The 13,185-nt window shown below is 65.8% G+C and carries 10 protein-coding genes; 7 read left to right on the forward strand and 3 right to left on the reverse strand.

The features are described 5' to 3' along the window. Window positions 1-98 precede the first annotated feature (98 nt). Both NS365_RS12420 and NS365_RS12425 read left to right on the forward strand, forming a co-directional pair. On the forward strand, window positions 99-2,261 hold the full coding sequence (locus NS365_RS12420; RefSeq protein WP_082684580.1) for a HAMP domain-containing methyl-accepting chemotaxis protein: 2,163 nt from the start codon (window positions 99-101) through the stop codon (window positions 2,259-2,261). A gap of 124 nt (window positions 2,262-2,385) precedes the next feature. Next, the gene (locus tag NS365_RS12425) at window positions 2,386-2,703 is read left to right on the forward strand and encodes a helix-turn-helix domain-containing protein (protein WP_058600609.1); all 318 of its coding nucleotides are present in this window, start codon (window positions 2,386-2,388) and stop codon (window positions 2,701-2,703) included. A gap of 448 nt (window positions 2,704-3,151) precedes the next feature. Here NS365_RS12425 and NS365_RS12430 read toward each other — a convergent pair whose 3' ends face one another. The 3 genes from NS365_RS12430 to NS365_RS12440 form a co-directional block, all read right to left on the reverse strand. After that, window positions 3,152-3,685, reverse strand: coding sequence for a GNAT family N-acetyltransferase (locus tag NS365_RS12430; RefSeq protein ID WP_058600610.1), 534 nt, complete (start codon window positions 3,683-3,685; stop codon window positions 3,152-3,154). A 65-nt stretch (window positions 3,686-3,750) separates the two neighbouring features. Next, complete coding sequence (locus NS365_RS12435) at window positions 3,751-6,873, reverse strand: multidrug efflux RND transporter permease subunit (RefSeq protein ID WP_058600611.1); 3,123 nt, start codon at window positions 6,871-6,873, stop codon at window positions 3,751-3,753. 10 nt (window positions 6,874-6,883) lie between these two features. After that, the gene (locus NS365_RS12440) at window positions 6,884-8,053 is read right to left on the reverse strand and encodes an efflux RND transporter periplasmic adaptor subunit (protein ID WP_058600612.1); all 1,170 of its coding nucleotides are present in this window, start codon (window positions 8,051-8,053) and stop codon (window positions 6,884-6,886) included. 171 nt (window positions 8,054-8,224) lie between these two features. On the opposite strand from NS365_RS12440, the gene NS365_RS12445 reads away from it, so the two are divergent. The 5 genes from NS365_RS12445 to NS365_RS12465 form a co-directional block, all read left to right on the forward strand. Then, a complete protein-coding gene (locus NS365_RS12445; protein ID WP_058600613.1) occupies window positions 8,225-8,896 on the forward strand; it encodes a response regulator in 672 nt (223 codons plus the stop codon). Between the two features lie 4 nt (window positions 8,897-8,900). After that, window positions 8,901-10,013 (forward strand): ATP-binding protein, encoded by a 1,113-nt coding sequence (locus NS365_RS12450; protein ID WP_058600614.1) that lies wholly within the window; start codon window positions 8,901-8,903, stop codon window positions 10,011-10,013. 114 nt (window positions 10,014-10,127) lie between these two features. Further along, entirely contained in the window at window positions 10,128-11,597 is a 1,470-nt protein-coding gene (locus tag NS365_RS12455; RefSeq protein WP_244498439.1) for an MFS transporter, read from the forward strand. 149 nt (window positions 11,598-11,746) lie between these two features. Continuing rightward, the gene (locus NS365_RS12460) at window positions 11,747-12,313 is read left to right on the forward strand and encodes a cytochrome b (protein ID WP_058600616.1); all 567 of its coding nucleotides are present in this window, start codon (window positions 11,747-11,749) and stop codon (window positions 12,311-12,313) included. A gap of 195 nt (window positions 12,314-12,508) precedes the next feature. Further along, window positions 12,509-13,185, forward strand: a 677-nt coding sequence (locus tag NS365_RS12465; protein WP_153003749.1) for an IS256 family transposase, incomplete at its 3' end; no start/stop codon positions are given.

Genomic DNA, 13,185 nt, shown 5'->3' on the forward strand with positions numbered 1-13,185 from the left:
ACGAATATATATATGTTATTATTCCTGTTGACGGCCTTTTAACCAGCAGCCTGAAAATCGAAGGTACGCTAGGTATTATTGCTGTGTACGAAAAAACGATGTTTTTGCATCATGAATTCGGGGCATCCGCATCATCATTACAAACGAAGTCAATTGAGGGTGTTATGCGCGTATCCGTAAAAGCAAAGATCGGTATTTCTTTTGCTGCAGTTCTGTCGATGCTGGGTTTTTCTGGATATATCGGGATTTCTCGCTTGGGTTCTGCGAACGATGCGATGAAACAATTCGCCGCGGGACCTTATGAAACAGCTCTGAGACTGGGAGATGCTGCGCAGCTCATGCAGGGCATGGGGCGAAGCTTGAACGCTTTGATGATGGTGGGCGACGTGTCCCTTAAGAACGATCGCGAAAATGCGATCAAGGAGGCGATGGATGCAATCGCCCCGATCCTCACGTCGTACCGCCACCAGCTTGGCGAGATGGCGAACGAAGAAACCCAGCGGGCCGATCAAGCCATCCTGGCTTTGAACGACTGGTGGGCGAGCGCGCAAGCGGCTGTCGAATTGTCGAAGCAGAATACCATCGTCAGCGCTCTCGATTGGGAAGCCAAGAAGGGCCGCCCGATGGGAGACGAGATGGCGGAGGCGATCGACAAGCTGGAGAGCGTGGCCCCCATTCAGGAGCTCGATCCGACGGCTCGCACCGTGCTGTCCAATCTTCATCCCACGTTCGAACATCTGCGGTTTCTTATGGTCTCCGTTATTGCGGAAACGAAGGAGGAACGTATCCAAGAGCTTCGGACCGAGTTCGAGGCCACGCTGCAAGGTCTCGACAGGGATTTGAGAACCGTGGCGGCAACGGTATCGAGCGAGTCCTCCGCCTCGCAAGTTCGCGCGGTGATGGATCGATGGTCCGCTATCGTTCCGGTAGTGAAGACGATTTTTGATCTCGGTGCATCCAATACGGATGCCAAGGCCATCGATATCGCGATCAATCAGGTGCGACCCAAAACGCTGGCTTTGGTTCGCACCCTGCAGGATTTGATTGCGGCCGAAGGGAAGAAGGCGCAGGCCATGCGCGACGGGATTGATGAGAGTTACCTCTCGACCCGTCTGGTGCTCGCGTCGCTCGTTCTTGCGGCGCTGCTGATGGGTGGGGCAGCGGCGGTCTGGATGTCGCTATCGATGAGTCGCGGGATGCGGCGCGCCGTGAACCTGTCCGAAGCGATCCGATCCGGCGACATTTCTCAGAGCGTCGCCGTACGGAGTTCCGACGAGGTCGGCGAACTCTTACACTCGATGAACAGTATGAGCGAACATCTGTCTGGCATCGTCAGCGATATCCGCCTATCAGCCGCCCAGGTTGCAGCCGGTTCGACCCAATCTGCAGCGACCGCCGAACAACTCTCATCCGGCTCCACGGAACAGGCCGCAGCGTCAGAACAGGCTTCCGCTGCCGTCGAAGAGATGACGGCCAATGTCCGCCAAAACGCGGAGAACGCCTCGCAGACGGAGAAGATGGCCAAAATCTCGGCCGTCAGTGCGCAGAAGAGCCGCGAGGCTATCGCGGGTTCTCTTCAAGCGATGGCAACGATCGCGGAGAAGGTGCGCGTCGTCCAAGAGATCGCGCGACAGACCGATCTCCTGGCGCTCAATGCTGCGATCGAGGCCGCGCGCGCCGGGGCGCATGGCAAGGGCTTTGCGGTGGTCGCTTCGGAAGTGCGAAAGCTGGCCGAGCGAAGCCAAACGGCGGCCGCAGAAATCAGCGAGCTTTCGGGAGAGACGCTGAAGGTCGCGCAGGATGCGGGGCGTATGTTCAACGATCTCGTGCCTGATATCCAGCGCACAGCCGAACTGGTATCGGAGATTTCCGCAGCGTGCCGGGAGCAAGCGGTCGGCATCGAGCAGATCAACCAGGCGATCCAGCAACTCGATCAGGTCACGCAGACGAATGCTGGGGCGGCGAACGAGATGGCCGCGACGGCCCACCAGCTGTCGGCCGAGGCCGGACGTCTGGCCGAGGGGGTGGCATTCTTCCAGATCACCGACCCCAAACGCTCGCGTGCTCTTTCGCCTGACGCGCAGGGCGATACGCCCTCGCCAGACCGAACGGGTCAATCGCAAACGGTCCAGCAGCTACAGGAAAAGCTGCAGACATTCGCCCGGAAGGAGGTGGAAACTCCAAGGGAAACCGATCGCGTCGGAACGGCGGAAAGCCCCGAGGCTGCCTGGACCAGAGCGCACCTCTCACGTCGTGGGTAACGCTCCCCATAGCACTGCCATTAGACAGTTATCCGGTCGATCCGACACCCCATAAGATGGAAAGACCACGTACAGTTGAACTCTTGTGTTTTTGACGGAAGGGCCTTGGAGAGGGAGAAGGGCAATGCGCGAGGAGATCGACAGAAATATCGGTCGCAGGATTCGGGAGTTACGAACAGCTCGCCGACAGCCTGTGAACCACGTCGCCGCCTATCTGGGTGTGACACCACAGCAAATTCTGAAATACGAGACCGGACAGAACAGGGCAAGCGCTAGCACGATCTACCTCTTGGCCATATTATTCGGAACGACCGTGGAGGCCTTCTTCTCGTCTTGGACCATGGTCTCTAACGACAACACACAGTACGGTGGAGCGACTTACCCGGCAAATCCGCGTGAGATCGTCAATCCGAGCACCCAGCATCAACCTCTTCCGCAGTAAGCTCGGGAAACGGCTCCGTTGCTAATAGCCATTGGGGACGCAAGCCTCGGTGCTCGAGGCGGCTACAGTCGGGGGCGTAAGGCAGGAGTTTGGCGGGCTCTTCTCTATTCGGCGTGTTGAGGTCAAGCCCTCCTGAACTGATGTTTGCCCTTGGTGATGTGTGATCCCTTGGCTGTCGCGCTTCTCTTCGGGATCGATCCGGGTGGGCCCTCCCATGATGGGATCGGAATGAGCGAGGCGGCTCCATCAGCACACCGTCTAAATCGCCGTGTTGAGCGCTCGACGTCGGCTTCGAGACTGGCGGCCTAGGCACCTCGAATGACGACATGGCGTCGATAGCGGTTGGCCCGCTTCCTCAGCCGCCAGAGACTGGACGGCGTGGAAAGCCGTCTGTCTGCTGTCAGATTGGGAGGACCAGAAGCGAACGAGTCCGGACCGGTCCGGCATCTTACATCCGCTTCTCGAAGCGGAACATTCCATCGCCGCCCGGCAGATCCGGTTCGTTCGGGCGGTTCGGGTCCGGGTGACCGGCATGATGGTACTCCACAATGTGGAAGCCGCAGACGTTGACGTAGAAGTGGATGTTGCGCTTCTCGAAGTACGGCGTGTGGGTGGTCCAGACCTCGGTGTCCGGGTAGGCGGATTCGATCGCTTTCCAAGCCCTGCGGCCGATGCCCCGGCCGAGCTCGCCCGCGTCGACATAGAACAAGTCGAGCGCGTTGTGCCGCGTCTCGGCGTCGATCGAGACGACCGCACCGCCGACCCACCGGCCGTCCTCGAGAATACGGTGGACCACGGCGTTCGGCGCGGCGAAGGAGGCGGCCACGTCCTCGTCGGACGGGATCGAACCCTCATCAAGCGATCCGAAGGTTTCCACGACCGCGATCTCGAAAGCGTCCTGAAGGTCCTTGCGCAAGCGCGGCAGGTCGCTCTCCTGCGCGATGTCGAGGGTGATGCGGCCGGGTGCCGGTTTGGCAATCATGGGACGTTTCCTTGGCAAGAATGGGCGGGCCTTGGGTGGAGCCCGGCGCCCGCGAGTGTTTGAGATCAGAGACCGGCCGGCGCCGGGCGCGCCTCCGCTGGGGCTTTCGACCGGCGCTCGGCCAGACGCATGACGAGAACGAAGAACACCGGCACGAACAGAACGGCGAGAACGGTCGCCGAGATCATGCCGCCGAAGAGGCCGGTGCCGAGCGCGTTCTGCGTTTCCGAACTCGGGCCGCGGGCGATCACCAGCGGCACGATGCCGAGCGCGAAGGCGAGCGAGGTCATCACGATCGGGCGCAGGCGCAGCCGCGCCGCCTCCCGTGCCGCTTCGACGAGCCCCTGGCCCTCGCCCCGAAGCTGGCGGGCAAATTCGACGATGAGCACCGCGTTCTTGGCCGACAGGCCGATCAGGGTGATGAGCCCGACCTTGAAGAACACGTCGTTCTCCAGGCCCCGCACGTGCACGGCCGCGACCGCACCGACGACCCCGAGCGGCACGACCAGCATGACGGCCAGCGGGATGGCCCAACTCTCGTAGAGCGCGGCGAGCACCAGGAACACGACCACGAAGGAGATGCCGAGGAGGATCGGCGCCTGCGAGCCGGACTGGCGCTCTTGGAGCGACTGGCCGACCCATTCGACGCCGAACCCTCCGGGCAGTTCTGCGGCAAGCCGCTCCATCTCACGCATCGCCGTGCCGCTCGATACGCCCGGCGCGGCATCCCCGGAAATGCTGAGCGAGGGATAGCCGTTGGTGCGGTTGAGTTGGAGCGGTGCGACCGACCACCGGGGCGCCACAACTTCGTAGAGGGGGACCATCCCGCCCTTGTCGTTGCGCACGTTGAGCTTGAGGACGTCCTCGACCTGCATCCGGTCCTGCGCCCGTGCCTGAACGATGACCTGCTGAAGGCGGCCGGCGCGTGGAAAGTCGTTGACATAGGTCGATCCCATGGCGGCGCCGAGCGCGTCGGTGATGGCGGAGAAGGACAGGCCGAGCGCCCCGGCCTTCTCGCGGTCGACGTCGAGCCGCACGGTCGGGCCGCCGGGCAGGCCGTCGACGCGCACGTCGGCAAGCTTCGGGTTCTTCGCAGCCTGCGCCACCAACGTCTCGGACGCCGCCCGCAGCTCCGCCATGTCGCGGCCCGCGCGGTCGACGAGCCGAAGCGCGAAGCCCCCCGTGGTGCCGAGCTCTTCGATGGCGGGCGGCTTCATGACGAGGACATCGCCTTCGGTGGCTTGCCGCATCGCGTCCGTCGCGGCGGCAATCTCGGTGTCGGTGCTGCCGGTGCGCTTGTCGAAGTCCTTGAGGCTCGTGAAGGCCATGGCGGCGTTGGGCCCCGAGCCGGTGAAGCCGAAACCCATGATCGACAGGTTCCCCGCGATGTCGGGGCGCGCCATGACGTGGGCGTCGTAGCGCCCCACGAGCTTTCGGGTGCGCTCGGCCGTGGCGTCCGCCGGCAGGCTGAAGGAGGTCATGAACGTACCCTGGTCCTCGTCCGGTACGAAGGCCGTGGGCAAAGTGGCAAAACCGTAGGCGAGCGCCGCGACGATCGCGCCGTAGACGAGCATGACGCGCAAGCCGCGCTTTACCAGCCAGCCGACCCACCCGACATAGCGCACCGTCAGCGCGTCGAAGCCGCGGTTGAACCGGGCGAAGAAGCCCCGGCGTTCGTGATGCGCGGCGAGGGGCTTCAGGATCGTCACGCAGAGCGCGGGCGTCAGACTGAGCGCGAGAAAGGCCGAGAACAGGATCGACACGGCGAGAGACACCGTGAACTGGCGGTAGATCGCGCCGACCGATCCGGTGGCGAAGCCCATCGGCAGGAACACCGCCACGAGGACGAGGGTGATGCCGATGACGGCGCCGGTGATCTCGCGCATGGCGCGGCGCGTCGCATCGCGCGGGGACAGGCCTTCGGTCGCCATCAACCGCTCGACGTTCTCGACCACGACGATCGCATCGTCGACGATGATGCCGATGGCCAGCACCATGCCGAACATGGTGAGAACGTTCACGGAGTAGCCGATCGCCCACATCACCGCGAACGTGCCGAGGAGCGCGATGGGCGCGACGATCGTCGGGATCAGCGTGTAGCGCACGTTCTGGAGAAAAAGGAGCATGATCAGGAAGACCAGCACCATCGCCTCAAGGAGCGTATGGACGACCTTGGCGATCGAGAGCTTCACGAAGGGCGCGGTGTCGTAGGAGACGGCGTAGGAGATGCCGCCCGGCATCGAGGGGGCGAGCTCGGCGAGGCGCGCACGCACGCCTTCCGAGGTCGCGACGGCATTGGCGCCGGGGGCAAGCTGGATCGCCGCGGCGGTCGCCGGCTTGCCGTCGTCGAAGATCGAGAAGCCCATGGTCTGGGGGCCGACCGCCACATCGGCCACGTCGCCGAGCGTCAGCTTGGAGCCGTCCGGGTTGGAGCGCAGGACGATGGCCCGAAAGGCGTCCGGCGTCTCCAACTGGCCGCTGAGGGTCAGGGGCACGCTGACGGCCTGGCCGGGAACGGTCGGCGCCTCGCCGAGCCGGCCCGGCGCGACCTGCACGTTCTGCGTCTGGATCGCCTGCACGATCTCGGCCATCGAGACAGAATACGAGACGAGACGCGCCGGATCGACCCAGACTCGCATCGCCGCTTCCGAGCCGAAGGACTGGACCCGGCCGACGCCCGCCACGCGCTTCAGTTCGGGCGACAGGCTGCGTGCGAGATAGTCGTCGAGCGCGAGCGTCCCGACCTTGCCGCCCTCGGAGCGCAGCGTCACGATCATCAGGAAGCCGGACGAGGCGGACTCGACGGAGAGACCGGCCCGGCGGACGGGCTCCGGCAGGCGCGACTCGACGGCCTTCAGGCGGTTCTGGACGTCGATCTGCGCGAGTTCGGAGTCCGTGCCGCTCTTGAAGGTCGCGGTGATGCTGGCGTTGCCCGTCGCGTCCGCGGAGGACTCGAAGTAAAGGAGGTTCTTGACCGCCGAGAGCTCGCGCTCGATCGGCGCGACCACGCTGTCGGCGACCGTCTGCGGGCCGGCGCCCGTGTAGCTGGCGCTGATGCTGACGCTCGGCGGCGCGATCGCGGGGAAGCGCGAGACGGGAAGCTGCGGGATCGCGGCAAGGCCCGCGAGCGTGATGAAGATCGCGACGACCCAGGCGAAAACCGGCCGGTCGATGAAGAATTGCGGCATCGGGAGGGTCTCAGCCTTCGGTCGGGGAAGCGGCGGGCTGGTAGGGGACGGGCGCGACGGGACGGCCGGCTCCTGCACGGTCCTGCCCCTCGACCACGACGGTCTCTCCGGCCGATAGGCCCGACAGGATCACGTAGCGTCGTTCGACCAGCGGCCCGAGTTCGACCGCGCGGGGCGCGGCCATGTTGTCGGACGCCAGGACGGTCAGTTGCGGCTTGCCGGACGCATCGCGCGTGACCGCCTGCTGCGGTACGGTCAGGGCGGCTGGATAGACGGCGCTCGGTACCCGGGCGCGCAGGTACATGCCGGGCAGGAGCTGGCGATAGGGATTGGGCACCTCGACCCTGAGGGAGAGGCTGCCCGTTCCAGGATCCACCGTCGTGTCGGAGAACAGGACCTCGCCGGGAAACTCGTAGGGCTTGCCCGCGATCGTGAAGATGTCGATGCCGAGCGTGCCGGCGTCCTCGCTGCGCCCGCTCGCCGCCATGTCCTCCAAAGCCTCGCGGCGGATCGAGGGTTGGCGCACGTCGAGATAGATGCGATCGAGCTGCTGGACGACGGCGAGGGCCGCCGTGCCTCCGACCGAGGCGAGGCCCCCCTCGGTGGTGAGCGCCTGGCCGATGCGCCCCGGAATGGGGCTGCGCACGGTCGCGTGCGCAAGCTCCAGCTTGCGGCGCGTCAGGGTGGCCGTGGCTTCGGCGACGTTCGCCTTGCCTTGAGCAAGCGCGGCCGTCGCGTCGCCGAGCGTGGCGGCACTGGCCGTCCGCGCGTCGGACAGCGCCTGGATGCGGTCGTACTTGAGCCCGGCATTGAGGAGGTCGGCTTGCGCGCGGGTCAGCACCGCCTCTGCTGCCTCGACATCGGCCACGAGCGGAGCGGGATCGATCTGGAAGAGCGGCTGGTCGGCTGTCACTTCCGAGCCTTCGGTGAAGAGAACCTTTTGGACGATGCCGGAGACCTGCGGGCGGATCTCGGCCGTGCGCAGCGCCGAGACGCGGCCGGGCAACTCGTCGGTGACGACGACGCGGCGTGGCTCGACGGTGAGCACCGCGACGCGGGGCGGCGGATCGGCGGGCCCCTCGGCCTCAGCCGGGCCGCTCTCGCCCTTGGTGCAGGCGCCGAGCAGCAGCGCGGCAGTGGCGAGGGCGACGCGGATCGAAAGACGGCGCAGGGCTGGCATCACTATAGGTCCAGAGCATTGGGCAGGTCGCGGCGGTGCGACCACGCTTCCATCCTCCCTCTCCGTCGAGCCCACGTGGAGCCCGTGTTGCGGTTGTGTGGAGACGGCCGCGGGGCGCTCGACGTCGGCACCGGCCGGTGGCATCCATCGATGCCAAGGAGAACCACCGCCATGACATCCCTGGTCCTGATCGCCGAGGACGACAACGAGATCGCAGCGATCCTCGACGCTTACCTGACCCGCGAGGGGTTCCGCACAGTGCAGGCACGCGACGGCCGCACCGCGCTCGACCTCCATCTCGCGCTGAAGCCCGACCTCGTGCTCCTCGACGTCACCATGCCGCGTCTCGATGGATGGGAGGTGCTGGCCGAGCTGCGCCGCCGGGGCCAGACCCCTGCGATCATGATCACCGCGCTCGACAAGGATATCGACCGGTTGCAGGGACTGCGCATTGGCGCGGACGACTACGTGGTGAAGCCCTTCAACCCGATCGAGGTCGTGGCGCGTGCCAAGGCGGTGCTCCGCCGGTCGGGCCTTGCCAGCGCCGCGGGCGTTCTTCGGGTCGGGGACCTGTCGATCGACCTCGACGCCTATCAGGCGAGCCTCGGCGAGGCGCCGCTCGCACTGACGCTGACCGAGTTCCGCATTCTCGCCCACATGGCGCGCAGCCCGACCAAGGTGTTCACGCGAAGCGAGTTGGTGGACGCCTGCCTGCCGGGGTCGGACGCGCTCGACCGCACCGTGGACAGTCATCTCAGCAAGCTGCGGCGGAAGCTGGAGCAGTCTGGTGGTGTGGGTCTGCTGCCTGGCGTGCGCGGCGTTGGCTACCGGCTGATGGTCTGAAGCCATGAAGCTTCCCGTCGGCCTCGGCCGCCAGATCCTCCTCGCCATGTCCGCGATCACCGTGGTCGCCGGCCTGATTGTCTTTTTCGGGACCTATCTCGCCTACACGGTGATGATCGCCTTCTATCCTCGTCTGGAGTCGGACGACGGCGGGCTGACGCTGACGGACCTTGCCATCCTCGGCGCAGCCATCCTGGTGACGTTGCCGATCGCCGTCTTCGTCGCTCTTCGCCTCGCGCGTCGCATCCTCGAGCCGCTGGAAACGCTAGCCCTGAGCGCCCGTCGCATCGCTGATGGCGACCTGTCGGCGCGCGCCGAGCCCGGCGACCGCTCGCTCGGCGAAACGGCGGAACTGGTCGACGACTTCAACACCATGGCCCAGCGCCTGCAGGACATGGCTGCCGACATGGCGCTCTGGAACGCCACGATCGCGCACGAGCTGCGCACGCCGCTGACCATCCTCAAGGGCCGTCTTCAGGGCATGATCGACGGCGTGTTCGAGCCGGACGAGCGGTCGCTGCGTGGGCTGGTGCTACAGGTGGACAGCCTGGCCCGGCTGGTGGAGGACCTGCGCACCGTGACGCTGGCCGACAGCGGACATCTCGACCTGCACCGGGAGGATGTGAACCTTGCTGTGGTGGTGGCCGAGCTGGCCGAGTTCGCCGGACCCGACCTGGCGGCCGCCGGGTTCCCGGTTCGGCTCGATCTCCACGACGTCATCGTCCGAGTCGACGCGACGCGCATCCGCCAGGCCCTTCTCGCACTCGTCACCAACGCGCGGCGGCATGGCGCTGGCGGCGCGATCACGATCTCGCTCGGCGTGTCGGAGCGTACGGTTCTTCTCGGTGTGGCCGACCATGGCCCGGGCTTGACTCCCGAACTGGCGGCCCGCGTCTTCGACCCTTTCGTGCGCGGGGATCTCGAGCGCTCCCGGGAGGTCGGCGGCAACGGCCTCGGCCTTTCGGTGGTGCGCGCCATCGTCGAGGCGCACGGGGGGACCCTGCGCTACCGCCCGGCGCCAGGAGGTGGCGCCTTGTTCGAAATCGCCCTGACCACGTCCGGTCCGCCCGATCGTGTCGCCCGCCGGGATGCCGCGTCCCCCGTCCGCACCGTCTGACGGCCGACTCGACCATCGCTTCCCAAGCGACGTGACGCCGTCCCGGTGTCCGCTCCCGTCCCGTTTCCGAAAGCCCGATCCATGACCGAGACCCTTGCCGGAAGCCGTTGGCTGGTGCTGGCCATCCTGTCCAGCGCCCTCCTTCTGATCACCGTCGACGTCACCGTCCTCTACGCCGCCTTGCCGCGCCTGACGGCGGACCTGTCGGCGACCGCGTCCGAGAAGCTCTGGGTCGTCAACGCCTATCCGCTGGTCATGGCCGGGCTCCTGCCGGGCCTCGGCACGCTGGGGGACCGTCTCGGGCACAAGCGCCTGTTCCTGTCAGGCTTGGCGGCCTTTGGTGTCGCGTCCTTGCTGGCCGCTTTCGCGCCGACGCCGGTGGTGCTGATCGGCGCCCGCGCACTCCTTGCCGTCGGAGCGGCCGCGATGATGCCCGCGACGCTCTCGATTATCAGGCTGACCTTTGAGAACGAACAGGAGCGTTCCTTCGCGATCGGTGTCTGGGCGGCGGTCGCATCCGGCGGCGCGGCGCTGGGACCCGTCGTCGGTGGCCTCCTGCTCGAACGCCTCTGGTGGGGATCGGTGTTCCTGATCAACGTTCCCGTGGTCTTGCTGGCCCTCGCACTCGGCGCCTGGCTGATGCCGTCGCGTCCCGGTCAGTCCACGCGCCCCTGGGATCTTCTCGGCTCCTTCCAGGTGCTGGTGGGACTCGTGGCCATCGCCTACGCGGTCAAGGAAGCAGCTCGACGCGACGCGTCGCTGTTGCACGCCCTCCTGACGGTCTTTGTCGGCGTCGTGGCCTTCCTCCTCTTCAAGCGGCGCCAGGATCGCGCCCGGCACAAGTTGATCGACTTCTCCCTGTTCCGGGACCGCAACTTCACTGCGGGCGTCGCGACGGCTCTCGTCGCGACATTCGCGCTGATCGGTTTCATGCTCGTCCTCTCGCAGCGTCTTCAACTCGTGCTGGGCTTGAGCCCGCTGGAGGCCGGCCTGTTCACGCTGCCGATCCCGTTGGCTGCCTTCGTGACGGGCCCGATCGCAGGAGCCGTGGCGCCGCGCCTGGGCGCGACAAACATTCTCTGTGGCGGCCTGCTTCTTGCCGGCCTCGGCCTTGCGTTGTCGGGACTGACCTACGACGCGCACCTGACATGGCAGGTGCCGGGCTTCGTGCTTCTGGGAGCGGGGCTGGGCGCAACGATGACCGCTGCGTCCGGCGTCATCATGTCGAGCGCGCCCGCCGACCGGGCCGGCATGGCAGCCTCGATCGAGGAGCTGTCCTTCGAGCTCGGCGGTGCAATCGGCATCGCGGTTCTCGGCAGCGTCCTCACCGCCGTCTATGGCGGGTCCCTGGCCGTGCCAGAAGGACTGGTGGTGGCGCCGACGGCATTCGACAGCCTCGACGAAGCGCTCGTCGCAGCCGCGGCGTTGCCGGACGGATTGTCCGACGGATTCAGGAAGGCGGCGTTCGCCGCGTTCGACCGGGCGGTCATGGCCGTCATTCTCGTGGCGAGCATCGCAACGTTCGCCGCCGGGGCAGGCGTTGGCTGGATGACACGCGTTCACGGACACGGCGTGCGTCGATAAGGGCGCTCCGCATTCCTCGCGGGAGCAGGTCGTGCATCGAACGGCGTCCACCGAACCTCCACGAATCCTGCACGCCAACGCGACGCGGCGATGCTCTGCTGCGGCCCTGCCGCACGCCGTCGGCGCGCCGACCGCAAACGAGATCGCCCATGGTTCACCCCGTTTCCGCCCCAGCCTTGCGCTACCCGCTGTCGCTTCGCGTTCTGCACTGGTCGCGGGCGGTTCTCATCCTCGGGCTCATCGCCTGCGGCTGGTTCATGACCGGACGAGCGGAGGACGACGCCGTAGCCGCCTGGCTCTACCCCAATCACAAGCAGTTCGGCCTGCTCGTCTGGCTGCTCGCGATGGTGCATCTCGTCGTGCGCTGGCGCGAGCGCGTACGGCTGCCGCGCGAGGCGCATGAGCTGAGGCCGTGGGAGCGCAAGCTTTCCATGGCGACGCAACGGCTGATGATCGCCCTGACGTTTCTTACACCGATGTTCGGATACGCCATGTCGAGCGTGTTCACACAGAGCGACGGTGTGCCGTTCTTCGTGGTCTCGCGCCTGCCGGAGGTCCTGCCGAAGAACGACGCGCTGTTTCCCCTCTTTCAAACGTTGCACCGCTACAGCGCCTACATTCTGCTCACATGTGTCGCGCTTCATGTGGCGGGCGCGCTCAAGCATCGTGTGCTGCATGCGGGGGGCGAGAGGGACGTGCTGACACGCATGCTCTGAACGGTCCCGAGCGAGACCGTCGATCCGAGGCCGGTGGCTTGTCTCCCAGCATGAGCGCGAGATCGAGGAGCCCGGAAAACCGCCGGACGGCTTGTTTCAATCGTTGAGTGCTGTGCAAATCCTCCTTTCGGCTGGCCTCGGGACTGTCAGGAATTTCGTGTGGAGCGGCCATAATGGACCCATAGGATGGACCCGATGGTACGATGCAAAGCACCCCACATTCCCGATGCGCTTCTGGACCAGCTTCTGTCCGGGGCCGATCCCAAGACGGCGTTTGATCCCGGCGGGCTTCTGGACGATCTGAAGAAGGCCTTAGCGGAGCGGGCGTTGAACGCCGAGATGGATCATCATCTGTCTGGCGATGGCGGAGCGGGCAACAGCCGCAATGGCTATGGCAGGAAGACGGTGACGACCGACACGGGGCGGTTGGATCTTTCCGTGCCGCGCGATCGCCAGGCGAGTTTCGATCCGCAACTCATCGCCAAGTACCAACGGCGGTTTCCGGGCTTCGATGAGAAGGTCATCTCGATGTATGCGCGGGGCATGAGCAACCGCGAGATCGTCGGGCATCTGCACGAACTCTACGGCATCGACGTCTCGCCCGACCTGATCTCGGCGGTGACCGACGCGGTTCTGGAGGAGATCGCCACCTGGCAGGCTCGCCCGCTCGAGCCAGTCTACCCGATCGTGTTCTTTGATGCGCTTCGCGTAAAGATCCGCGACGAAGGGTTCGTGCGGAACAAGGCGGTCCATGTCGCGCTCGGGGTTCGGGCCGACGGCACCAAAGAGATCCTCGGGCTTTGGATCGAGACGAACGAGGGCGCCAAGGTCTGGCTCCGCGTCATGACCGAAATGAAGAACCGCGGCGTCGA

It is taken from the genome of Aureimonas ureilytica (assembly GCF_001475935.1).
GTDB classification, from domain to species: domain Bacteria; phylum Pseudomonadota; class Alphaproteobacteria; order Rhizobiales; family Rhizobiaceae; genus Aureimonas; species Aureimonas ureilytica_A.

What these genes read in the sequence shown, in the direction of transcription:
- NS365_RS12420 (WP_082684580.1), top strand. Translation starts at nt 99, where the DNA reads ATGTTTTTGCATCATGAATTCGGGGCATCCGCATCATCATTACAAACG.
- NS365_RS12425 (WP_058600609.1), top strand. Translation starts at nt 2,386, where the DNA reads ATGCGCGAGGAGATCGACAGAAATATCGGTCGCAGGATTCGGGAGTTA.
- NS365_RS12430 (WP_058600610.1), bottom strand. Translation starts at nt 3,685, where the DNA reads ATGATTGCCAAACCGGCACCCGGCCGCATCACCCTCGACATCGCGCAG.
- NS365_RS12435 (WP_058600611.1), bottom strand. Translation starts at nt 6,873, where the DNA reads ATGCCGCAATTCTTCATCGACCGGCCGGTTTTCGCCTGGGTCGTCGCG.
- NS365_RS12440 (WP_058600612.1), bottom strand. Translation starts at nt 8,053, where the DNA reads ATGCCAGCCCTGCGCCGTCTTTCGATCCGCGTCGCCCTCGCCACTGCC.
- NS365_RS12445 (WP_058600613.1), top strand. Translation starts at nt 8,225, where the DNA reads ATGACATCCCTGGTCCTGATCGCCGAGGACGACAACGAGATCGCAGCG.
- NS365_RS12450 (WP_058600614.1), top strand. Translation starts at nt 8,901, where the DNA reads ATGAAGCTTCCCGTCGGCCTCGGCCGCCAGATCCTCCTCGCCATGTCC.
- NS365_RS12460 (WP_058600616.1), top strand. Translation starts at nt 11,747, where the DNA reads ATGGTTCACCCCGTTTCCGCCCCAGCCTTGCGCTACCCGCTGTCGCTT.